Annotated in this window: 22 protein-coding genes and 1 other annotated feature; of the genes, 20 read left to right on the top strand and 2 right to left on the bottom strand. The window is 46.1% G+C overall.

The window, feature by feature from the left end; all coding sequences use genetic code 11:
* The first annotated feature begins 83 nt into the window (after positions 1-83).
* From ACSFXN_RS08690 to ACSFXN_RS08670, 5 genes are all read left to right on the top strand, one after another.
* Positions 84-1133, top strand: coding sequence for an AbrB family transcriptional regulator (locus ACSFXN_RS08690; protein WP_437149724.1), 1050 nt, complete (start codon positions 84-86; stop codon positions 1131-1133).
* A 22-nt stretch (positions 1134-1155) separates the two neighbouring features.
* Positions 1156-1377 (top strand) — a binding site (T-box leader).
* Between the two features lie 71 nt (positions 1378-1448).
* Positions 1449-4100 (top strand): valine--tRNA ligase, encoded by a 2652-nt coding sequence (locus ACSFXN_RS08685; RefSeq protein WP_437149723.1) that lies wholly within the window; start codon positions 1449-1451, stop codon positions 4098-4100.
* A gap of 153 nt (positions 4101-4253) precedes the next feature.
* Positions 4254-4835, top strand: coding sequence for a TetR/AcrR family transcriptional regulator (locus tag ACSFXN_RS08680; RefSeq protein WP_437149722.1), 582 nt, complete (start codon positions 4254-4256; stop codon positions 4833-4835).
* Positions 4836-4854: 19 nt separating this feature from the next.
* Positions 4855-5196, top strand: coding sequence for a DMT family transporter (locus ACSFXN_RS08675; protein ID WP_436837168.1), 342 nt, complete (start codon positions 4855-4857; stop codon positions 5194-5196).
* A 1-nt stretch (position 5197) separates the two neighbouring features.
* Positions 5198-5512, top strand: coding sequence for a DMT family transporter (locus tag ACSFXN_RS08670; RefSeq protein WP_300992424.1), 315 nt, complete (start codon positions 5198-5200; stop codon positions 5510-5512).
* A 274-nt stretch (positions 5513-5786) separates the two neighbouring features.
* On the opposite strand, the gene ACSFXN_RS08665 is transcribed toward ACSFXN_RS08670, so the two are convergent.
* Positions 5787-6578 carry an ATP-grasp domain-containing protein gene (locus ACSFXN_RS08665; protein ID WP_437149721.1) on the bottom strand — a complete coding sequence of 264 codons (792 nt, stop codon included), beginning with the start codon at positions 6576-6578 and terminating at the stop codon, positions 5787-5789.
* Positions 6575-7438, bottom strand: a complete 864-nt coding sequence (locus ACSFXN_RS08660) for an ATP-grasp domain-containing protein (protein ID WP_437149720.1) — start codon at positions 7436-7438, stop codon at positions 6575-6577. The genes ACSFXN_RS08665 and ACSFXN_RS08660 overlap by 4 nt, the downstream gene beginning before the upstream one ends.
* 72 nt (positions 7439-7510) lie before the next feature.
* On the opposite strand from ACSFXN_RS08660, the gene ACSFXN_RS08655 reads away from it, so the two are divergent.
* The 15 genes from ACSFXN_RS08655 (at position 7511) to ACSFXN_RS08585 (ending at position 23340) form a co-directional block, all read left to right on the top strand.
* The gene (locus tag ACSFXN_RS08655; RefSeq protein ID WP_437149719.1) at positions 7511-8707 is read left to right on the top strand and encodes a bifunctional folylpolyglutamate synthase/dihydrofolate synthase; all 1197 of its coding nucleotides are present in this window, start codon (positions 7511-7513) and stop codon (positions 8705-8707) included.
* Between the two features lie 48 nt (positions 8708-8755).
* The gene (locus ACSFXN_RS08650) at positions 8756-10459 is read left to right on the top strand and encodes a sensor domain-containing diguanylate cyclase (protein ID WP_437149718.1); all 1704 of its coding nucleotides are present in this window, start codon (positions 8756-8758) and stop codon (positions 10457-10459) included.
* A gap of 223 nt (positions 10460-10682) precedes the next feature.
* On the top strand, positions 10683-11300 hold the full coding sequence (locus ACSFXN_RS08645; RefSeq protein ID WP_437149717.1) for a type IV pilus modification PilV family protein: 618 nt from the start codon (positions 10683-10685) through the stop codon (positions 11298-11300).
* Position 11301: 1 nt separating this feature from the next.
* Positions 11302-11784, top strand: coding sequence for a PilW family protein (locus ACSFXN_RS08640; RefSeq protein WP_437149716.1), 483 nt, complete (start codon positions 11302-11304; stop codon positions 11782-11784).
* A gap of 19 nt (positions 11785-11803) precedes the next feature.
* Entirely contained in the window at positions 11804-13306 is a 1503-nt protein-coding gene (locus ACSFXN_RS08635) for a hypothetical protein (protein WP_437149715.1), read from the top strand.
* Positions 13307-13346: 40 nt separating this feature from the next.
* Positions 13347-13877 (top strand): hypothetical protein, encoded by a 531-nt coding sequence (locus tag ACSFXN_RS08630; RefSeq protein ID WP_437149714.1) that lies wholly within the window; start codon positions 13347-13349, stop codon positions 13875-13877.
* Entirely contained in the window at positions 13867-15399 is a 1533-nt protein-coding gene (locus ACSFXN_RS08625; RefSeq protein ID WP_437149713.1) for a VanW family protein, read from the top strand. Before ACSFXN_RS08630 ends, ACSFXN_RS08625 begins: the two co-directional genes overlap by 11 nt.
* A gap of 22 nt (positions 15400-15421) precedes the next feature.
* Positions 15422-17080: a GspE/PulE family protein gene (locus ACSFXN_RS08620; RefSeq protein ID WP_437149712.1), complete on the top strand. Its 1659-nt coding sequence runs from the start codon at positions 15422-15424 to the stop codon at positions 17078-17080.
* A gap of 4 nt (positions 17081-17084) precedes the next feature.
* The gene (locus ACSFXN_RS08615) at positions 17085-18131 is read left to right on the top strand and encodes a type IV pilus twitching motility protein PilT (RefSeq protein ID WP_437149711.1); all 1047 of its coding nucleotides are present in this window, start codon (positions 17085-17087) and stop codon (positions 18129-18131) included.
* A 1-nt stretch (position 18132) separates the two neighbouring features.
* Positions 18133-19344, top strand: coding sequence for a type II secretion system F family protein (locus tag ACSFXN_RS08610; protein ID WP_437149710.1), 1212 nt, complete (start codon positions 18133-18135; stop codon positions 19342-19344).
* A 132-nt stretch (positions 19345-19476) separates the two neighbouring features.
* Positions 19477-19926 carry a prepilin-type N-terminal cleavage/methylation domain-containing protein gene (locus tag ACSFXN_RS08605; RefSeq protein WP_437149709.1) on the top strand — a complete coding sequence of 150 codons (450 nt, stop codon included), beginning with the start codon at positions 19477-19479 and terminating at the stop codon, positions 19924-19926.
* A 45-nt stretch (positions 19927-19971) separates the two neighbouring features.
* On the top strand, positions 19972-20910 hold the full coding sequence (gene pilM, locus ACSFXN_RS08600; protein WP_437149708.1) for a type IV pilus biogenesis protein PilM: 939 nt from the start codon (positions 19972-19974) through the stop codon (positions 20908-20910).
* Between the two features lie 3 nt (positions 20911-20913).
* On the top strand, positions 20914-21738 hold the full coding sequence (locus ACSFXN_RS08595) for a PilN domain-containing protein (protein WP_437149707.1): 825 nt from the start codon (positions 20914-20916) through the stop codon (positions 21736-21738).
* The gene (locus ACSFXN_RS08590; RefSeq protein ID WP_437149706.1) at positions 21735-22508 is read left to right on the top strand and encodes a pilus assembly protein PilO; all 774 of its coding nucleotides are present in this window, start codon (positions 21735-21737) and stop codon (positions 22506-22508) included. Before ACSFXN_RS08595 ends, ACSFXN_RS08590 begins: the two co-directional genes overlap by 4 nt.
* A gap of 76 nt (positions 22509-22584) precedes the next feature.
* Positions 22585-23340, top strand: a complete 756-nt coding sequence (locus tag ACSFXN_RS08585; protein WP_437149705.1) for a prepilin peptidase — start codon at positions 22585-22587, stop codon at positions 23338-23340.
* The last annotated feature ends 457 nt before the right edge of the window (positions 23341-23797 follow it).

The following is a 23797-nucleotide window of genomic DNA, read 5'->3' as shown; positions in this document are numbered from 1 at the left end:
ATTCCAAATGGGAAGATTTTAACCGCTTGATGCGGTAACATGGAATTAATTGATATTTCGGAGAACGAAAGGCAGGTGGGTGGATGTCCATATTCTTTAGAACAGCGCTGATTGCAGCATTGGCAGGCTGGTTGTTTGAAACTCTTGGCATCTTCCTGCCGTGGCTGCTCGGGCCGATGTTTACGCTATTGCTGGTCAGCCAATTCACCAAAGTGGAGCTGTATTGGCCAAAATTGCTTCGGACAGCGGGGCTAGTGCTGTTGGGTGTGCAAATTGGCTCTTCTTTTACACGCGATGCGGTTTTATTGATGTGGTTCGATTTGCCGTATATGGCGTTCATGACTTTGTCCGTCGTGATTTTGTCCATCTTGCTCGGCCTGCTGTTTAAAAAGATGGTCAATGAAAGCCTGGCGACCAGCCTGCTGGGATCGATTCCAGGGGGACTTGCGCAGATGGTGGTCATTGCAGAAGATGTGAAATCAGCGAATATTACGGTCGTGACGATGATGCAGACCATCCGCATTTTCATGGTCGTCACCATCGTTCCGTTTCTGACGGTGTTTCTCACCGGCAGGGAGCAAGGCGAACTGGCTGAGCAGTTATTCACATTTGCTCCGGTGGCATCTCTTGGTGGGCTTATGATCGGATTGGTACTGTATTTCGGAATGAAACGAATCGGCTTTCCGGCTGCGGAACTCCTGGCGCCGATATTGACGCTGGCCATTGTCCAGACGATAACAGGCGATATTTTAATCGATATGCCGTATTGGCTCATTGCCATTGCACAGATTTGCATCGGTGCTAGTCTCGGACTGCAGATGGAACAGATCGGCGATAAGCTGACATTCCGTTTAGGTGCGGCGATTGTCCTCAATAATGTGCTGCTCATCAGTTTTACGGTATTCATCGCATATGTCCTGACCAATTGGCTTCCGGACTATATTTTCCTTGATTTCTTTTTAAGCGCGGCGCCCGGCGGCATTGCGGAAATGGCGATTACGGCGCTGGCAACTGGCGGGGATGTAGCACTCATCACCAGTTTTCAATTGTTCCGGCTGTTTTTTATTCTGCTGGTAGCATCACCGATTGTCACTTACATTGTCAAAAGGCTTGACGCTAAAAGCGGAACTTGAGTATAATGAACGAAAGTATATATTTGATGCGTTGATGAGGAAAGTAGAATGTGCGTACATTTCAGAGAGAAAACCAAGCGGTGAGAGGTTTTCATGAACAATCATTTGAATGTCACCTCGGAGCAGTTCCCGTGAAAGTCGAGTAGCGGAAACCGGATGTGAAATCCGTTATCGAACTTGAGAGCCAGGTTTATTTTGACTTGTGCATAAAGGTGGTACCGCGAACAACTCCTTCGTCCTTTTACAGACGAAGGGGTTTTTTTGTTTTCCGGGAAACTTTTTCTCAAGAACACATATACAAAAGGAGGAATTTCAATGACTGAACAAATGCCAACAACCCAGCAAATGCCGACGAAGTACGATCCGCAATCGATTGAAAAAGGACGCTATGAGTGGTGGGTTGACAACAAATTCTTTGAAGCAAAACCTGAAAGCGGCAAAACGCCGTATACCATTGTGATTCCGCCGCCGAACGTTACCGGCAAATTGCACCTGGGGCATGCTTGGGACACAACGCTTCAAGACATCATGACTCGCATGAAACGCATGCAAGGGTTTGACGCTTTATGGCTGCCGGGTATGGACCATGCCGGCATCGCTACTCAAGCGAAAGTTGAAGGCAAGCTGAAAGAAGAAGGTAAGTCCCGCTATGACCTTGGCCGCGAGAAATTCCTTGAAGAGTCTTGGAAATGGAAAGACGAGTATGCAGGGCATATCCGCCAGCAATGGTCGAAATTAGGGTTAGGGCTTGATTACTCACGCGAGCGTTTTACGCTGGATGAAGGCTTGTCGAACGCGGTTAAAGAAGTATTTGTTAAGTTGTATGACAAAAAATTGATTTACCGCGGCAAATACATCATCAACTGGGATCCAGCAACAAAAACCGCGATTTCCGACATTGAAGTTATATACAAAGACGTTCAAGGCGCATTCTATCATATGCGCTATCCGTTGACTGACGGCTCCGGCCATATTGAAATCGCGACGACTCGACCGGAAACGATGCTTGGCGATACAGCGGTAGCGGTTCACCCGAAAGACGAGCGCTACCAGCATTTGATCGGCAAGACGGTAACATTGCCGATTATCGGCCGTGAAATGCAAATTGTCGCGGATGATTATGTAGACATGGAATTCGGAAGCGGTGCGGTGAAAATCACGCCGGCTCACGACCCGAATGACTTTGAAATCGGCAACCGCCACAATCTGGAACGCGTATTGATCATGTACGAAGACGGCACGATGAATGAAAACGCCGGCAAATACGAAGGCATGGACCGTTTCGAATGCCGCAAGCAAATCGTTAAAGACTTGCAAGAGATGGATGTTTTATTCAAAATCGAAGAGCATTTGCATTCGGTTGGGCATTCAGAACGCAGCGGGGCAGTAGTTGAGCCGTATCTGTCGACGCAATGGTTTGTTGATATGAAGCCGCTTGCTCAGCAGTCGGTTGATCTGCAAAAAGGCGAAAACGCCGTTAACTTTGTTCCGGACCGTTTTGAAAAAACGTATCTGCACTGGATGGAAAACATCCGCGACTGGTGTATTTCCCGTCAATTATGGTGGGGCCATCAGATTCCGGCTTGGTACCATAAAGAAACCGGCGAAATTTACGTAGGAATGGACGCACCGGCGGATGCCGACAACTGGACGCAGGACGAAGACGTTCTTGATACATGGTTCTCATCTGCATTATGGCCGTTCTCGACTCTTGGCTGGCCGGCAGACAGCGACGACTTGAAACGCTATTACCCGACCGATGCACTCGTTACAGGGTACGACATCATCAACTTCTGGGTATCTCGCATGATTTTCCAAGCGCTGGAATTTACTGGCAAAAAACCGTTCAAGGATGTATTGATCCACGGGCTGGTTCGCGACGCCGAAGGACGCAAAATGTCGAAATCGCTTGGCAACGGTGTCGATCCGATGGATGTCATCGCGGAATACGGAGCGGATTCGCTTCGCTACTTCCTGGCAACTGCATCGTCTCCAGGGCAGGACCTTCGCTTCTCAATGGAAAAAGTCGAAAGCATCTGGAACTTTGCCAATAAAATCTGGAATGCTTCCCGTTTCGCATTGATGAACATGGACGGCATGACCTACGAAGAAATCGATCTTTCCGGCAAGCGCTCTGTTGCTGATTCATGGATTTTGACTCGTTTGAATGAAACCATCGAACAAGTGACGAGTTTGGCTGAACGCTACGAATTCGGCGAAGTGGGCCGCTCGCTTTACAACTTCATCTGGGATGATTTCTGTGACTGGTACATCGAGATGGCGAAACTGCCATTATACGGCGAAGACGAAGAAGCGAAGAAAATGACGCGCTCGGTTCTGGCGTACGTACTCGACAACACGATGCGTTTATTGCACCCGTTCATGCCATTTATCACAGAAGAAATCTGGCAGAACCTGCCGCATCAAGGCGACTCGATCACAGTTGCCGCTTGGCCGACGGTTGATGAGTCGTTGTCAGACCAAAGCCAGTCGACGAGCATGAAGCTGTTGATGGACATCATTACAGCGGTTCGCACCATCCGTGCGGAAGTTCAGTCGCCGATGAGCAAGAAAGTGCCGTTGACGATTTCAGCGAAAGACGCTGAAACACATGCAGTTCTGGAAGCGAATGCCGCTTACATCGAGCGTTTCTGCAATCCGGAAACGTTGACGATCGGCCAAAACATCGAAGCACCGGAAAAATCGATGTCAGCTGTTGTATCAGGTGCTGAATTGTTCATGCCGCTTGAAGGCTTGATCGACGTGGAAGCAGAACTTGCCCGATTGAATAAAGAACTTGAAAAATGGGCAAAAGAAGTCAAACTTGTTCAAGGCAAACTCTCAAACGAACGCTTTGTTTCCAAAGCGCCGGAAGCCGTAGTTGCCGAAGAACGCAAAAAAGAAGCAGACTACTTGGAAAAACACGCGACAGTCGAAAAACGCATGGTTGAATTGCAGAACCTATAAAAGATTAGCCGCTCTCCTTCGGGGGAGCGGCTTTTTTATGTGTTTAATAAAAACGGGTTTTCTTATCTTCGATTCACCAATCAACCCTCTCCGATTGACACCCGTAAACGGACATGTTATATTTACCTTACGAACGGTCGGAAGGGTGATAGCGTGACTCAGCAACAATTAAAAGAAGCTGCATTGAATCGCTTTGCGGAACATGGCTATGATGGGACTTCGATGGCGCATATCGCCGAAGACGTGGGCATCAAAAAGCAATCCATCTATACCTATTTCAAAGGGAAAGATGAACTTTTTCTGCAAGTATTCAACGAAGTTATGGAAAATGAAATAACGACAGTCGTCGGTTTTATTGAACAAAACAAGGCCCACTCGATTGAGAGCTTTTTATATGATTTTCTTATACACCATAAAGAGCGCTATGAACAGAACGCCGACACCAAGTTCTGGCTGCGCATTTCGTTTTTTCCGCCAGCGCATCTTTACGATGAAGTGATGAAAAACGTATATGCTTATCTGGACAAAATGGAAGAGCTGCTGGAACCGATCATGGAAAAGGCAGCAGATGAAAAACAGCTCAGCGCCACAATCGATGTTCAGCGGGCAACTGCTGCTTTTCTAGGTGTACTGGACGGCATCTTTGTGGAAATGCTGTACGGAGGCCCGGAACGGTTGAACAAAAGACTGGATGCTTCCTGGCATTATTACTGGCGCGGAGTTTCAAAAGATTGATGAAAGTCGAGGAAATGATATGAATATGCATTGGATGCTGGTCATTGTTGCAGGGATTATTGAAATATTATGGGCAATCGGATTGAAGTATGCTTCCAGCGTGATGGCCTGGGTGGTCGTCGCCGTCCTTATATATATATCATTCGTCGTGCTGTTGAAAGCTTTGGAAAAAGTGCCGGTTGCTACAGCGTATGCGGTGTTTACGGGCATCGGAACAGCAGGTACGGTCATCGTGGAAATGGTCGTATTCGGAGAACCGTTCAGCTGGACGAAAGTATTTTTCATCAGCTTATTGCTGGCGGGCGTCATCGGGCTGAAGCTGGTTACCGCAGATCCGGACAAGAAAGAAGAGGTAGTGTAATATGGCTTGGATATACTTGATATTAGCTGGCTGTTTTGAAGTATTAGGGGTAATCGGCATGAACCGGGTCGTTAAATACAAGACGCTCGACGCCTATGTCATCCTGGTTGGCGGATTCGTTGTCAGCTTCAGCCTGCTCGGCTTGGCGATGAGAACGTTGCCGATGGGATTATCCTATGCAGTATGGACCGGAATCGGCACCGTCGGCGGTACACTAGTCGGCATGTTCATCTATGGCGAATCAAAAGACTGGAAGCGGATCGGTTTTATCGCCATGATTGTGGCAGCTGTAATTGGGCTGAAACTGACTTCTTAATAAAATAGCAGAGCGCTCCTGAATGAAATTCAGGAGCGCTTTTTTTATTTCAGGCTTTAATTATAATTATCGAGGAAATATTAAACATCTAAACTTATGACATGCCACATAATGGCTTCTTTATCTGCGTTTCACAACATCTCTATCGCTATTTCACCGGTTTCAATCAGTGTTTCAACGATTTCAATCGACGTCTCGAAGCTTTCTATCGGTGTTCCCAAATTTCCGCAAGACAATTAAAAAAACAGCCCGCAACAGCAGACTGCCAAAACTTCTATTCCTTCTTCGGCCGAAAAGGCCGTTCTTTTTCAATTTTCTTCAAATGTCCGACCAGTAATTCGGCAATATTATCTTCATGCGTTTCATAAAAAGACCGCGCTCCAACGGGATCTTCGATTTCATTAAACAAATGCCGGCCGTCCGGCAGCAGCAAGAAGTCAATGCCGATATAATCGCTGTTCAACGCCCTCGCTATTTTCAGCACATCTTTTTCCTGTGCCGCCAAAATCACATATTTCTCTGCCGAACCGCCGAGCGAGTAATTGGCTTTAAATGAATCAGCAGAACTTCTTTTTACCGCGCCAACCACTTCGTTGCCGATTACGTAGACTCGCACATCTGCGGTATGTTCCACAATCGGCTGAAAGATTAGCGATTCCGATTCAAATGAAATGTCATCCAGAGATTCAACAATCTCGACTTCAGCACCGCCGTGACCGTCCGCGGATTTTACGACACATGGAAACTCCGGAGCTTGCCGGAAAGTCGGAACGACCGGCATACCGAGCAGCAGCATCAATTGAAAGCTTTGCCATTTGTCATTCGCCACGCGGTTCACTTCCGCCCGGTTCACCAGAAAAATGCCCCGGTCTTCCAGAAAGCGGGCAGCTTCCGGCCGGCGCACACGAAACAGCACCAGCTCATCCGCAAGTTCCCCAATCAAACGCTCCAGTCCGTCGACAGTCCAGTCATCCCATTCCATCAACCGAAATTCTTGAAAGTGCTGCAGTTCCCGGATAAACCCGATATTGCGCTGGGCATCTGCCGACTCATACAAAACGATCATCGCAAATCCTCCATTATATAAGCAATCATAGCGTCCGCTACGTTGACACCCGTCACATTCAGGATGTTGCGGATATGCGCCGCCGCATTGACTTCGCAGACAAGCGGCTGTTCATCCGCATCAAACAATAAATCCACTCCGGCGAACACCGCTCCGACAGCTTCCGCCGCCTCCAAAGCCATCTGCTTTTGTGCTTCGGTCAAATCGATAGGAGACGCGACTCCACCATTCGTGATATTCGCCCGGAAATCCGTTTCGGAATGGCGGTACATCGCCGCCACAATTTCTCCCCCGACAATATTCACCCGGATGTCGCGGCCGCGGCTGGAAGCGATAAACTCCTGGAACACAAAATCGATGCCGCGCAGCGATTCGACTTTATCATAAAAATCCTTTTCATTTTCAATCAAATAGACTTTCATCCCGAACGAGCCGTGGCCTTCTTTAATGATCATCGGAAATGTTAATTCCTCCATAACCCGTTCAAAATAACCTGATTCCAGAATAGAGAAGTTGGGATACACTTTCGGCGCCACAATTGTTCTTGGCATGGGCAAGCCGGCTGATGCCAGGCGGATATACTGCGTGGCTTTATTGTCGCACAAGTCGATGATCGCCGGGTCGTTATACACCGGCACGCCGCGGCTTTTCAGGAAATATCCGAGCAGGATATCCTTATCCAGCAGAACAGCAAAGTCCGGCATATCTGCATCGTTCTTCAAATCCATCAGGATGTCATGATTCTTCATTATATGGACCGCAACGCCGGCGCGTTCTGCCGCTTCAGCAACAAGGCGCGCCTGGTCTGCGAATTTATCGGAAACCAAACTCCCGTTGTAAATCACCCAACATGTTGTCATTTCTACGCCACCTTCGTGCTATAATTATACTTAAAAAGTGTATCACGTTTAACGCGGAAAGGAGGCTATATAATGATAAATGGACTTGAGATTTATAAAAAGAAATGGAATATCGAAACGGATCCATCAATCAAGCCAGGCTTGCAGGCCATTACGGCCGCATTAGCGGAATTAAACAACCCGCATCAAAAAGGTTACTTTATACATATCGCCGGCACAAACGGCAAAGGTTCGACTGGTGCTTTTCTAGCCGCCATTTTGCGGAAGCATGGGCTGACAGTCGGCAATTTCTATTCGCCAAACATAGAAGACCTGCACGACCAAATCCAAGTGGACGGAAAACCGGTAACGGAAGAAGAAATGGACAGCGCCATGGCGCGTTTGTCGAAACTCGAAACGCCGCTGACCGATTTCGAATTGCTGACGGCGGCGGCTTTTCTTATATTCGAGCAAAAAAAGCCGGACATCACGATTATGGAAGCGGGGATGGGAGGCAGGTTCGACAGCACGAACGTCATTGATCCTGAACTGGCCATCATCACTTCGATTTCCTTTGAGCACACAAATTTTTTGGGCGACACACTGGAAAATATTGCTTGGCATAAAGCAGGAATTATAAAAAAGTGGAAACCAATCATCATCGGTCCACTCCCCGAAGCAGCCCGAAATATTATTGAAAATGAAGCAAAGATGCTCCACGCAGAACTGATTCTGCCGGAAAAGCAAATCGATATCGAATTAAAACTAAAAGGCAGACACCAAAAAGAAAATGCCAAACTGGCGCTTGAAGCTGCAAAAGAAATTTTGCTGCTGAAGTTCAATCATGATATGGCAGAAAATGCGCTGGCCGGTGCTACCATTCCGTTCCGTTTTGAAGAAATCTATCCGAATCTCGTTATGGACGGAGCCCACAACGAAGCGAGCATCAAAGCATTAGTGGAAACGATCAAAGAGCAATATCCCGGCAGGCCGATTCATATTGTCATGGGAATCCTGAAAGATAAAGAATACACAAAGATTCTCCGCCTGTTAGAAACAGTCAGCGATCATTTCACATTCGTTGATTTCGAAAATGAACGTGCCCTCCCAGCGAAAATTTTATTTTCAGAAAATAGAAGTAAAATAAAGACAATTGTCAAATATTATGATATATTACCTGTACCAAATAAAAAAGAAGTGACCATAGTCACGGGTTCTCTCTATTTATTGTCAAATCTTCGAAATAACCATTTTGAGATGTTCGAAAACTACCGGATCCAGAAAAACTAATAGAGCGGTTCACTATAAATGCCAATTAAATCAGGGGGAGTTGATGGAATGGGAGAATTAAGCAAAAGAACAATGGCACTCTGGGCTCTTTGGCTTTTGCTTGTGCCCCCCGGCTTGTTCCTGGTCTATCAGAATTTTCCTCCTCCTGAAATCGATCCGTGGCATTTAACCGCCTATGTCCTGTTTTTTGTCATCACCTGTTTGATGCCGATGAACATTAACGGGGCCTCGACTTATCTGGTCCAATGGGTGACCATTGCTGTGTTCTTAAAATACGGAATATTCGTTGAAATCTTGATTTCCCAGCTGACCATGCTGATTGTCTTAACGAGAAGCCGTACCGATGAACCCCTTTCCATGCGGATTCCTTTCAACTCTACGATGTTTTTCCTGATTTCCTGCTGTTCCGGACTAGCTTATCTCGCTGCAGGCGGCCAAATCGGTTCGCTCAACCTGGTGCATATTATTTTCTACGGCTTGATCTTCCAGATTGTTTCAGTCACTGCCAACCAAATCATTTATTATTCCTATGACCGCTTTACAGGGAGCAAAGCGAAATTCTTTTCGGTTGATGCCATGTGGGATTTCGCCTTGACACTTCTCGTGTTCCCTTATGCCATTGCTTTGTATATTTCAGAAGCCTATATCGGCATTCCGGCGCTATTGCTGCTGGGGATTCCATTCTTGATCATGACGGCCGTCATGAAAATGTATAACAACTCCGAGCAGATCACCAGCGACTTGAAAAAGGCAGGGGAAATCGGCCATCAGCTGGCAGAACGGCTGTCCACAGACGAAGTGCTCGATCAGTTTGTCATCCAAGTTTCTGAAATGTTCAAATCCGATTACGCCTATGTCATCGATTACCGCGATGGCAATCTCTTGATGCTGCGCATGTATGAAAATCAGGAGTTCGAGAAATTCTCTGTTCCGCCTGTCCGCTATCATAAAGGCATTGCAGGAAATGTGATCGTCACAAATACACCCGTTATATATAGGAAGAAAAGCGAATGGAAAGATATTGTAACCGGCTATATTCCAATCGATACGGAAAGCATCATGTGCACACCGATTGCTCGGAACAATAAAATCGAAGGTGTCTTATTGCTCGCTTCCCGCAAAAAATACGCATTTGTCAGCCACCAATTAAAAATCTTGGATATCTTGAGCACGTATTTTGCGGTGTCACTTGAAAAAGCAGGCTACGTCCAAAAAGCCATCGCCAAAAGCGAGCGCTGCGGATTGACGAAACTCTATAATTACCGTTACTTGGATGAAGCGCTGGAGAAAAGCATGGAAAAAGTGAATATCGGAAGAATCAAGAATTTGTCGCTCGTCATGCTGGACATCGACCATTTCAAAGGCATCAACGATAAATACGGCCATCAAAGCGGCAACGACATCCTGATCGAATTGGCCCGCATCCTGGAAGCCGAAGTAGGCAAAGAAGGCATTGTGGCACGTTACGGCGGAGAAGAATTCGTCATCATGTTCGAGAACTACAGCAAAGACCTGGCCTTATTGTTTGCAGAATCCCTTCGCAGGAAAATCGAAAAGCATAAATTCTCCATACAAAGAGATCTGGATACTGAACGCAGCACCGAGAACGTCCACATCACATTAAGCATCGGCGTATCGACGGCACCGGATGACAGCAATGAGCCGAACGCGCTGATCCGCAACGCGGACCGAGCATTATACATCGGCGCAAAGCAAGCCGGACGCAATAAAGTAGCCGCATACGTAAAATAAGGCTGTGAAATGAGGAATAAATCATTTCACGGCCTTTTCTCCTATATAAACTGCCAAAGAAATTTAATTTTATAGTAAAAAGAATAGAATTTACTGCAAATAAACGGTGCATATTGGTAAATAAAATGTAATAATAAGCATATGATGATAAATGGACTAAAAGAAAGTGTTATAAGTAAAATACAGGAATGTGTTTGTTACTTAGTAAAGAGGGAGGGCGGAAATGAGAAAGGTCGGCAATGAAAAAGGGTTAACTTTAGTGGAAGTATTAGCAGCAATGGCGATTCTAGGTATCTTTTTCGTCGGCATCATGACCATTTTTCCGCAGATGACGCTTTTTAATGCGCGTACGGAAATAAAACTCGACACGATGAACTTGGCGAAACAAGAACTTGCTTCCATATTGACTCCTTCAAAATGGGAAAAAATTTTAGTGACTAGTCCTACAGATCCGACTTCGTTGGAACCTGAGTTTTTGAAGAAGGAAAAAATAAAATTGGAACTGGAAGCTTTGGGCTACAGCAATGACCCAGCGAATTCCATGGATAGTCTCCCTTATTCAGCTAATTCTTTTGTGCGATATAAAAAAGAAGACGATTACCGTTATGAGACAGACATCTATCTTCAATGCGAGCCTTTTTTGTTAAAAGAAGCTTCAGCAATCGGATCAGGAACTAAAATCCCGTGTGCAGAAAATGACCGGATCAAACTATACAAAATCCATTTGAAAGTTTTCAGCAATAAAAATTCCAGAGACGGAAGTTACCAAATGAGCAGCGAGACGTATTCCTATATCCGGTATGCGGCTAAAAAACCTCCTGCTGCCATAGGAGGCGGATAAATTGAAGTTAAATCAAAAAGGAGTCACTTTAGTTGAATTGATTGCCGCTTTAGCGCTTGTTTCGATTGTGGCGGCAATTGCGTGGACAGCACTTTCCATCGGCTTTAAGCATACCGCGGCAGAAACCAGCAAAACGCAATTGCAGCAAGAAGCGAATTTAATCGTGACCAAGCTCAGCAGTGAACATCGGAGAAACGACCATTATTACTTCAAATTGAATGGGGGCCATCTTGAACTCAATGCATGCAACGAAGATGAAGTTGATCCCACTATCATTACCTGTGGCGGATTTGTCCGTTTGACAGATACCAATTTTTTATACAGCGGGACGATTAATGGAAAAAAGTTTGAAGATTGGTTGGCTACAGAGAAAATCGATCCGAAAAAGAACCACGTCGAGCTAGTTTTGAAAGTCGCTGATCCAGTTAAGCCTACTAGATTGGTCGAAGTCAAAACGACCTTGACCAGAATTTTAACCAATTAGGGCAAAAGGGGAGCAGATGATGAAATCCTTAAAAAATGAAAAGGGTTATGCGTTAGTTGTCGTTCTTTTGCTGGTCGTTTTGGTATTGGGCATCTCTGCCACCTTTATGTCCGGCACGCTCAATAATGCCAAGCAGGAAAAAGCGGTTGATATTTCCAATCAGTCGGTAGCGGCAGCAGAGATGGGCGTTCTCTATTACTCGACCGATTTCGAAAGAGCGCTCGATTTGATCAAACAGGAAGTGCTCAATCAGACACGGCTTGAATTGGATTTGATCGTTGCCTGCCTGCAATCCAGCAACAAAGATGCGTGCGATACGTCAGCCGAACGAAAAAACTGGGAACAAAATATTGATCTCAAAATGAAGCGGCTTTACGCAGAAAAGATTCTTATTAAAATCAATGAATTGATCAAACTCAACGGTACGCCTACCGAATCTTTTGCTTCCACTAAATCCAGTTATGCGCCCAAGTCCTGGAGCTTGATGAATGTTCCTTATACGTCCAGTGAACTTCAAAGTGTGAGCAGTGTTTTGGTGGATCGGATAGTAAGCGAACGCAAATTAGAAGTGAAGGTGGAAGTGGAAGGAACGTCGGTAAGTTCTCCGAAAAAATTAAACTCACGATTTAGCATTAAAATCCCAGCAACTTTTTTGAATCCAGGCGAAGTATATAACGTCGATCAGGAAATTATTGCTGGAAAAGAAGATGCTTCTTATCAGGATATATTTAAAACGGCTCCGCCAACACAATCCTGTGAAACTTTGCTGACAAATGTTATTGCAGGTACAGCCATAGCTCCTTATGAATGCAAAATGACCGGTGATGAAAAATTAGCTGCTTTTATAGCGAAAGTCACTGCAGCCGGCAAAAATCCCGTAGACTTTTGGGTTCATGTCGATGATTTCCAAAAGAATGTCTGTACATCCAACTGCAACTCGCTCGACTTTTTGGGAGCTAACGTTGTGGTCAAGGCAACTGACACAGGAGCATCAAATAATATGAACAACTTGGTGAATGGAAATCTTGTTATAAGTGGCACGTTGACCAATGAGCAAAACATGAACAACTTAGGAAAGAACATGTCCAAACAAACAATTGTGCTGAAAGAACTTAATATCGGCGGGAACATAAAGAACTTATACTATACCAATTTGATGGTTCTTGGAAATGCGGCAGGGAATGATTCGCGTTTATACGTCGGTGGACAATTCCAAATCGATAATTATTCCCATCTCTGCATGGACATTGATAAAATTCGCCAAGCAGATCTGGATCGATTGGCATCTACTATTGAAGTAACCAATAGCGGAAGAATCATTTATTATTCTGCAGACCCCAGTAAGACATTTAAGCTTACAGGATTAAATGCTGATAGCCGTACTAGTGTGTTCGTGAAAAGAGCTCCAAACTATGCGGAATTCTTGAATAATTGCGGAATCTCAATCAAGAGTACACAAACCGTTCCAATTTCATCACCGGTTGTCATGGATACCGACTTCGATTTTGAAGTGGATTATTGACACGTATTAAAAATATTAGTAAGGCGTTAGGAGGACTTTCATGATCCGGATACTTTTTTTAATCATCGTCGCGGCTATCGTTTTGCCGCTTGCTTATTTCGGCTTTAAAGCCATCCCGTTAGCAAGAAGAATGACCATTGCCGGTGGGGCACTTGCCGCAGCTGCAGTCGGACTATTAATGCAATCCGGATTTGCCTGGTATATGCCGGTGCTCGCGCTGGTAGCAATTTCTCTTGTAGCCAGCCTTGTATATATGAAGCTGCTGGAAAAAGAAGAAAAAGAAAAAGAGCAGGAAGCCGAAGAGCGCAAAGCGCGCCGGCAGGAATTGATTTCTGCAGCACCGTCAGCACCGTCAGTCATCGAAACAAAAACAGCAATCAAAGAACCGGAAACAATAAAAGAACGTGAAACCATTAAAATTCCGGAAAAAGTCATCATGCCGGAAACGGTGAAGATGCCGGAATTGAAAAAAGAGCCAGAACCAGAGAAAGAACCGGAACTTGTCGGGGCAAAACCGTTCGGCATGCAATCGATTAAACCAGTCGGGAAGGAAGATCAACGTGAACAATAAAGTATTCGGACTTACCTTTGCAGCCATATTCGCATCAGCGCTGCTGTTTTTCGGCGTTGCAAATGCAGGAGCATTGGCAGTCGATACGTGGATATTCCCGACGGAAGAATTCAGCGACAATACGTATATCGGGACAACAGATGTCTCCAATATGGAACACGAACAGGCGAAACAGCTTTTTGTCGGCCAGGCTGACGCGTGGCGCACGGCTGCAGAGCTCCAGGTGACTTACCAGGATGCAACCGCCAGCTATCCGCTTGATAACACGGAAATTTTGCTGGATGAAACGATTGGACAAGCCCAAAGCGGCACGCAAAATACTTTTGTCTTCCAATTGTCACCGGAAACGACAAAAACTTTCTTGAAACAGCAGTTTCCGGTCGCGGCTTTCTCGGACAGTGATGTTGAGAACATTACTTCCAAACTTGAAACAGCATTGGCGGCTGGACAGACACAGACGCGTGTAACCATCAGTGACGATACACTGGAAGTCGCGCGTGATGTGGTGTCAGAAGCTGTGATTACCCATACCTTAACAGGCGGCGACGCCATGGCAGTCGTCAATGCCTTGAACGGCATAGAGTTTGCGCCGGGCAGCCAGTTTTCATTCCTGGACTTTATAAGCGGTATGGAACTTACCAATGTGACGGATTCTGAACTCACACAAATCGCTTCATCCATTTACGCGGCGGTCCTGCAGACGAACTTCTCTATAGAAGAACGCAGCATTGGAACAGCTGCACCGACGGCTGTTCCACTCGGTCGGGAAGCGGCAATCAACCGTCCGCTCGGCATCGATTTTGTTTTTACCAATACCAATAACAGCACATTCCTTTTAAACCTTTCCATGGAAAGCGATAAGCTGACGGCCATGATCAGCGGATATCCTTTCCTCTATGAATACGAAACGATGACAAGCGGCGAAGAAAAAGTCGAACCGCGTTTGGTCAAACAATACAGCGCATTTGTCACTTCAGGCGTAGCTGTTGAAGAAGAAGGCCGTGATGGAATAGGCATCAACGTGCTCCGCTCGATCAGAGCAAACGGGGAAGAATTGAAGCTTGATCCGGTTTCCACTGATTTCTACCCGCCGGTCCACCGGATTGAAATTTATCCGCTGACGAAAACAGAGACAGCTCCTGCCGCTGGCCCAGCGACTCCGCTTCCGGGGCAGCCAGGATTTATCGACGCGAATGGCGACGGTGTCCATGACGTTCCTGCGGCAACAACACCGCTTCCGGGGCAGCCAGGATTTATCGACGCGAATGGCGACGGTGTCCATGACGTTCCTGCGGCAACAACACCGCTTCCGGGACAGCCAGGATTTATCGACGCAAATGGCGATGGAGTACATGATGCACCGGCGACAACTCCTGCAGCACCACTGCCAGGGCAGCCAGGATATATTGATGAAAATGCCGACGGTGTCCACGATGTGCCGGCTAAAGATTCGGAAACAGACACCACAAATCCTGATGAAGAACCGGTGTATGACAAGGGTGGAAATTTGGTCAATCCTTAACGAGTTTTGAGGGGGAAAAGATTTGGCAAGAACAACACGAAAAAGACTAGGTGACATTTTAATAGAATTGGGTCTTATCACGGAAGAAGACCTTCAAAGCACGTTGGATGCTAAGACGACGGATCAAAAACTGGGGGACGCACTTGTCCAGCGCGGTTTGATCACAGAGCAGCAATTGATCGAAACGCTCGAAGTGCAGCTTGGCATTCCACACGTCACGCTATTCGGGTATCCGTTCGATCCGAAATTGTTCAACGTCGTCCCGAAAGAATTCGCAAAACGGAAATCACTGGTGCCACTGAGGGCGGAAGGCGATAAATTATATATCGCCATGACCGACCCGACTGATTTCATCACCATCGATGATCTGCGTTTGACGACCGGATTCCAGATCGAACCGGCAATCGCATCAAGAGAAGATATCTTAAAAACGATCGCCAAATATTATGAAGAAGAATCATATGATGACATGCTGGAAGAAATGCCACAGGACACATTGGAAGAAGAAAACTTGGATGATATCGACGGACCGATTGTCCGCCTCGTCAATCAGATTCTATCTAACGCTGTATCGATGAAAGCAAGTGATGTGCATTTTGACCCGCAGGAAAATCGCATTCTAGTGCGTTACCGCATCGATGGTACGCTGCGCACGGAAAAGATTTTGCCGAAAACGATGCAGCAGATGGTGACAGCGCGAATTAAGATTTTGGCGAATTTGGACATCACCGAAAACCGGGTTCCTCAAGATGGGCGCATCAAGACGACCGTTGACGTCCGCGCCATCGATTTGCGAGTTTCGTCTTTGCCGACGGTTTTCGGAGAAAAAATCGTTATGCGGATTTTGGACCTCGGCGCCAACTTGACGGATATCGACAAGCTGGGCTTTAACGAAACGAATATGCAGCGATTTCTCCGTGAAATTGACAAGCCGAACGGCATTGTCTTAATATCCGGTCCGACCGGTTCCGGGAAATCATCGACGCTTTATGCGGCACTCAATAAATTAAACAGTGAAGAAGTCAATATCATCACTGTAGAAGATCCGGTGGAGTACCAGCTTGAAGGCATCAACCAGATCCAAGTGAATTCAAATGTCGGCTTAACGTTCGCAGCTGGGCTGCGCTCCATTTTACGCCAGGATCCGGACATCGTCATGGTAGGGGAAATCCGGGACAAAGAAACGGCGGATATTTCCATCCGTGCTTCACTGACAGGCCACTTGGTATTGAGCACCATCCATACGAACGATTCGATTGCATCCATCACGCGTTTGATGGATATGGGAATCGAGCCGTTTCTAGTTACAGCTTCATTGAATGCTGTTGTAGCCCAGCGTTTGATCCGGCGGGTTTGCCGTGACTGCCGTGAAGCGCAGCCAGCTACTCCGCGTGAACAGGAGATCTTTGCGAAACGCGGCTTGACGATCGATATCGTGGCGCGCGGCAAAGGCTGCCCGCGCTGCAATATGTCCGGCTACCGCGGGAGAATGGCGATACACGAAGTCTTGGTCGTTGACGAAGACATGAAAACAATCATCAACCGCGGCGGCACTGCAGCGGAAATCCGCGAAGTCGCCATCAAAAACAACACCATCTTCCTGATCGATGATGGTTTACTAAAAGTGAAGGAGGGTCTGACAACGACAGAAGAAGTGCTGCGCGTTGCCATGACAGATTAAACCGATGAATACAACTTTAAACTTTATAGATACAGTCTTGACGGCTGCCACTGAATTGAAAGTTTCCGATATCCACATGACGACCGGCATCCCGCCGGTTTTCCGGATGCACGGCTCGTTAAAGCAATACGGCGAAGAAAAATTGCTGCCGGAAAAAACAAAAGAAATTGCCCGCGTGTTAATGCCGGAATCCCTATGGGAAACATTCCTAGAAAAAGGAGAGATGGATTATTCGTATTCCATTCCCGGTGTTGCGCGTTTCCGTGTCAACTCATTCCATCAGCGCGGTTCCATTTCTCACGCATTCCGGACAATTCCAACCAAAATTCCGACCATTGATGATTTGAATATGCCGGATACATTGAAAAAACTGGCCGATACGCACCAAGGATTAATCCTAGTGACTGGCCCGACCGGCTCCGGTAAATCAACAACTCTTGCAGCGATGATCCGCCATATGAATGAACATCTGACCAAGCACATCATTACATTAGAAGACCCGATCGAGTATATGCACAATCATGGCACATCGGTCATCGACCAACGCGAAGTCGGCTTCGATACAAACTCGTTCGCGAATGGCCTTCGTGCAGCACTTCGGCAAGATCCCGACGTTATCCTTGTCGGTGAGATGCGTGACTTGGAAACAATCACAACGGCCATCACCGCTGCTGAAACGGGTCACTTGGTTATGGGGACGCTCCATACATCCAGTGCCGCTTCAACAGTTGAACGGATTATCGACGTATTCCCGCCGGAACAGCATTCTCAAATCCGGACACAGTTAGGCGGAATCTTGAAAGCTGTTATTTCGCAGCGCTTGCTGCCTACAGCAGATGGCAAGGGACGGGTGGCGGCGACGGAGATTCTGATTAACAACACGGCCATTGCCAACTTGATCCGTACGGAGAAAGTGCACCAGATTCCGAACATCATTTTGACCAACCGCGCCGCCGGCATGCACATGATGTCGACGTCTGTGCAGGAACTATTGAAAAAAGGAAAAATTTCACGCCAAATCGCCCAACCTTTCTTGGTAGAGGAGGAATAAGATGGCTCGCTTTAAATACGAAGGGCGTGACCGCAAAAAAATCAGGTCCGGCATTATTGTCGCAGAAAACCGGCGGTCTGCAGTTGAAAAGCTGCGAGATGAGGGTGTCCGAGTCATTGATATCCGGGAAATGCCGGCAACGGCCCTTCAAAAAGATATCTCGTTCGGAGCACCAGTTAAGCGGGATCAGTTCATTATGTTCTTGCGCCAATTTTCTACTTTAATGCGGGCAGGGGTGACTATCGTTGATGCCGTTAAAATATTGTCTCAACAAGTGGATTCCAAAGCGCTGCGCAAGACCTTAACTGAAGTGGATGATGAGCTGCGAAAAGGAAACTCGTTATCGAATACTTTAGCTAAGTATCCGAAGATTTTTGAGCCATTGACGATTAACTTAATCCGTGCGGGAGAGCTGTCGGGGAATATTGATGAATCGCTTGACCGGCTCGCTACGCATTACGATAAAGCGTATCAGACGCGGCAGAAAGTCATCTCAGCAATGTCATATCCGCTCGTTGTTGGTTTTCTGGCCATTGGTGTTGTAATCTTCCTACTGTCTTCCATTGTGCCGATGTTTGCAGAGATGTTTGAAGGCATGGGTGGAGAGCTGCCGATGCTTACTCAGGTAGTCATGGGGGCCAGTGATTTTGTGAAAAATTATTGGTACATCCTGATTGCGGCTGCTTTATCGTTTGCAGGGACTATTTGGCTGATGAAACGAAGTGAAAAAGGAAAATTCATTCTCGATACAATCATGTTGAAAATACCACTCTTTGGAAACATGTTAAAAAAATCCGCATTGGCGCGTTTGACTCGGACGTTAAGCTCTCTGTTTTCAAGTTCAGTGCCAATACTGCAAGCTATGACGATGACGGAGAAAGTGGTTGGCAATGCGGTCATGTCGAAAGTGATCCTCGCTTCACGTGATTCGCTGGAACGCGGAGGTTCTTTGACAGAGCCGATGAAGAACCACTGGGCATTCCCGCCGCTCATTCCCCATATGATTTCAATCGGAGAACAAACAGGTTCACTTGATCATATGCTAGCAAAAGTGGCCGAGTTTTATGAAAAAGAAGTGGAAGCTGAAACCGACCGCTTAAAAGCATTAATAGAACCATTGATGATTGTTGTATTAGCAGCGTTAGTAGGGACTATAATACTATCGATAATGATGCCTATGTTTGAAATGTTCCAAAATGTGGACCAAATGTAGGTCTAAATAACATAAATAAATGAAAAAATTTCAAATAAACTTGAAAAATGCTATTGTATATTTCGTGACTATTGTTATAATTAACTTGTACTCATCGTAGTACTAAACTTACAAATTATAGGGGGAAAGAAAATGAAGAAATTTCTTCAGAAGAAGTTGAAAGACCAGAAAGGTATGACGTTGATCGAGCTTTTGGCAGTTATCGTTATTATCGCAATCATCGCGGCAATTGCTATTCCAGCGATTGGTAATATTATTGAGAACAGCCGTTATAGTGCTGTAAAATCTGATGCTCAGAATGTACTTGCGGGTGCAAATATTTATTTTACTGAAAATCCTGGCGCTGGTACTGTTACACTGACAGCATTACAAACTGGTGGATACTTAGAATCTTTTGGTAATTTTGCTGGTGGTGACTCTGTTACTAAGCCTGCTACAGGTCCAATTGAATTCACTAATGCCACTCCAATAAACTATTCTGGGTCAAAAACTTTAAAATTTACTGGAGCCACAGTTGATGAAATTAATGCTAATACCACTAAAGGTAGCGCTGCTCCTGCAACTGTCGAAATAGGAAGTTAAAACATTTTACTTAAATAATGAAGTTTGAATTAAGGAGCTGAGAAAATGGCCTTATCGTTTTTATCGAGAAAAGCACGAGTCGCGACAATAACTATAGAAGAAGACGCGATTCGTCATGTCGACTTGAAATCCCATTCTCCACTTCAATTGAGCTGCGCGGAAGAGCTTGCTCTTCCGGCTGGCATCATTGAAGATGGGAAAATCATCGATACCGAAGCGCTGGAAGCGATACTCGATAAGGCTGTCAATCAGTGGGGTCTCTCTAAGAAGTCAGTCCGATTCCTCGCCCCTGACGAATTCGTTATTATCCGCAAAGTACCATACCCCGAAGATGTTGAACAAGATGAACTGAAAGGCCATTTCTTCATCGAAATCGGTTCAACGCTTTACTTGCCCTTCGAAGATCCAGTCTTTGATGTGGTGCCTTACCATACTGATACCGAAGAACCGGAAGTGATCATCATCGCTTCCAAGGAGTCGGTCATCCTGGATTATGAAAATGCGCTGGACAAAGTGAAATTAAAAGCGGTTGTGGCTGACATCACACCGCTCGCTTTATACCGCTTGGCTTACCTGCAGCATGACTTCACAGAACACGAGCACGTTATGCTGATTGATCTGCAATCGAAAAAAATGACGATTTCCATTTTCCATGAACATTTCCCGCTCTTTATGCGGCCGGTCGATTTGGAGATTTCTGAAACGATTTCTGAAGACCCTGCAGCGGTGATGGATTTGATCGAAGAGGAAGCCGAAAAACTTGCCAACTTCTACAGTTTTAATATGAACGGCGGCGAAGTCGGCATTACGAAAGTGATTTGCAACGGCGAATACAGTGATTGGGACGCGTTCCGGGCTCGTCTGGAAGAGCGTTTTTCTTTGCCGGTCTTGCCGGTGGTCATCGATGCCATTCCTTCCGATGATTCGAAAGATGTACCCGGACGTTTTAACCGCGCCATCGGTCTTGCGCTGAAAGAGGTGTAATCCATGCTTGTAGATATTAACTTATTGCCGCAGAAAGAGCGGGACCGTCCCGCTTTTCTTATTGCGGCGATTTCCATTTTATTATTGGCTGTCATTCTTTGGGCAGTTTTTGCATTTCTGGCGAATGCCAATGAAAATGAAGCAGCCGAACTGGCGACTCAATCAACACAAGTAGCAGCGGAACAGGCGGCTATTCGTCAGCAATTGGAAGCAAAGCAAGGGATGAATGAAGAGCAGCAATTGAAAGTAACTGTCGATTGGGCAGAAAGCTATCAATTTGATACTTTGCCTCTCTTGAAAGACTTGGTTTCCAAATTGCCGGCTCGTGGATTTTTCGATAGTTTCTCTTATGTGGGTCTTGATCAAGCTGTATTGACCGTTCAATTTGATACAGCCCGGGAAGCTGCGTTTTATTTAGCGCAGTTGAAAACTTCGGAATTGCTTAAATCGGCTACTTTGGATTCTGTCACTCAGGAAGAATTGGAAGAAGCAGCCGCTTCAACGACTGGAGAAACGGTAGTAGTTGTAGAAGAGGAAGATACTGTAATTGAAAATCCACGCTACCTTGCGACTTATACCTTGCTGTTTATTGACGACCGGATTCCAGCTGAAGTGGTTGAAGGCGAAGTGCCTGCAGAGGGCACGGCGGAACAACCGGCAGCGGAAGCGCCGCCTGCTGAAACTCCAGCAGAAACGCCTGCAACCGAGACGCCAGCTGAAACAACTGAAACTCCAGAAACTGAACCGGCTGCGGATGTTGAAGTAGATGTAGAAGTAAATGAAGAAACACCTGCCACTCCAGAAGGAACGGAGGGGAATGGACAATGAGCAGTTTGACGAAAAGTCAGAAAGAAAAAGGCCTTATTATTTTAGCGATTGTCTTTTTATTGGCGCTCGGAGCTTATTCATATTTCATGGTCTATGCACCGGCAAAAGAAGCGCGCCTGCAAGCGGAACAGACCTTAAGCTCTGAACGCGATGTATTGATTGCGCTCCAGACGCAATTGAAAGAAATCCCTGAAGGTGAAAAAATCAGCACCAGCGAATTGCAGCAGAAAGTCTCGATTGAACCTTTATCGGAACTTCTCGTTCTGCAGATTGAACAAGCGGAACTGCTTTCAAAATCGCTTGTGACAGATATTGGCATTGTTGAAGAACCGGTAACGCTGCCGGTTCCGGTTGAAGGATTGGAAAATCTCCAGCAAGTAAAAACTACTGTCGGTTTTCAGACAGCTGATTATAATGGCATCACAACATTCATCAAAGAAATTGAGGCGATGGACCGTATCTTAGTTATCGATTCAATCGACTTTGGAGCAAACAAAGAAGTGACGACTGTTGAAGAAGTAAAAGAGCCGCTTGATGTTACGTTGAGCTTTTCCGCGTATTTCCGTCCGGATCTGATTGCTCTAGCGGACACACTTCCGAAAGTCGATGCACCGCCTCCAGCTGGCAAGATGAATCCGTTGCCGCAAAACGATGGTACGGCATTAGTTGAGGAAGAAGTAGCAGTGCCTGCTGAAGACGGGACGGACGTTGATGTAGACGTTGAAGTCCATGTCGAAACCGATGAATCAGCAGCAGCTGACGGCCAGTAATGCATAAAACAGCCAAGGAGAAATCATTGTGATTTCTCCTTTTGTTATAAAAATTTAAAAGTGAAGAAGGGTTTCTATGTTTATTACTTATGCAACTTTCTTTTCAATCTTCGGGCTTGTGTTCGGCTCGTTCTATAATGTAGTCGGACTGCGCGTGCCGAAAAACGAATCCATCGCGTTTCCGCCTTCCCATTGCACGAAATGCGACCGCCAGCTGACGGCGCTCGACTTGGTGCCGGTATTTTCTTATTTATTTTTAAGAGGGCGCTGCCGCTCATGCGGCGAAAAGATCCACTGGATTTATCCGTTGATGGAAGCAATCACCGCTGCTTTATTCGCCATTTCGTTTTGGCAGTTGGGCTTTACGCCTGAACTGATCGTCGCGCTGATTTTCGTATCGCTGCTGGTCATCATCACGGTTTCGGACATTGCCTATATGCTGATTCCGGATAAAGTGCTTTTGCCGGTCGGTATTGTGCTGCTCGCGTTGCGGTTGTTCATCCCGCTTGATCCGTGGTGGGATGCATTGCTCGGAGCGGCTGTCGGATTCGGAATTTTGTTGTTAATTGCCATTGTTTCCAAAGGCGGCATGGGCGGGGGCGACATCAAATTGTTTTTCGTCATCGGCTTAGTGCTCGGGACGAGCGGAACGTTAATGACCTTGTTCTTCGCTTCACTCATCGGAGCGATTGCTGGAATCGTCCAACTGCGCATCAACAATCAAGACCGCAAAACGCCGGTGCCATTCGGTCCGTCGATTGCGCTTGGTGCTGTCATCACTTATTTTTGGGGCGACGCGTTATTGAATTGGTATATGAATTTCTGGGGATGAAGCTAATGGCTTCATCTTTTTTTATTGATTAAAAATTTCATGTCAGGCTTTGCATGCATCTGTAATTTCCTTTATCTAGTTTGATCAAGATACATATTCTTTTTGATTTGATCCAAAGTGGAAATGATTAAGAGTAGATTAAATTTTATTTGCGATATACAAACAGATAACCTATTGAATTAGCAGAAGGCGGCGACTCCAGCGGGAAAAGAGGTCCAGGCGAGACCCCGGAGAGCGAAGCTCGAGGAGGCTCGCGGGCCTCCCGCGGAAAGCGTCCGCCTGGAGCGAATTCGATTTTAAAGCACTTACTTTACAAACAATATTTCATTAAAATATTAATTTGAACGGTGCAGCTAATCGCTTCTCGGAGAAAACCAACACCAAATCTCATTTTTGATATCCACATTTCCCGGCAAAAATAATTTTTGCGAATTTGCCTACAATTTTCATCTTTTTG

Source organism: Planococcus sp. 1R117A, assembly GCF_051417975.1.
Taxonomy (GTDB): Bacteria; Bacillota; Bacilli; order Bacillales_A; family Planococcaceae; genus Planococcus; species Planococcus shenhongbingii.
This window is presented reverse-complemented; position numbering and strand designations above follow the sequence as displayed.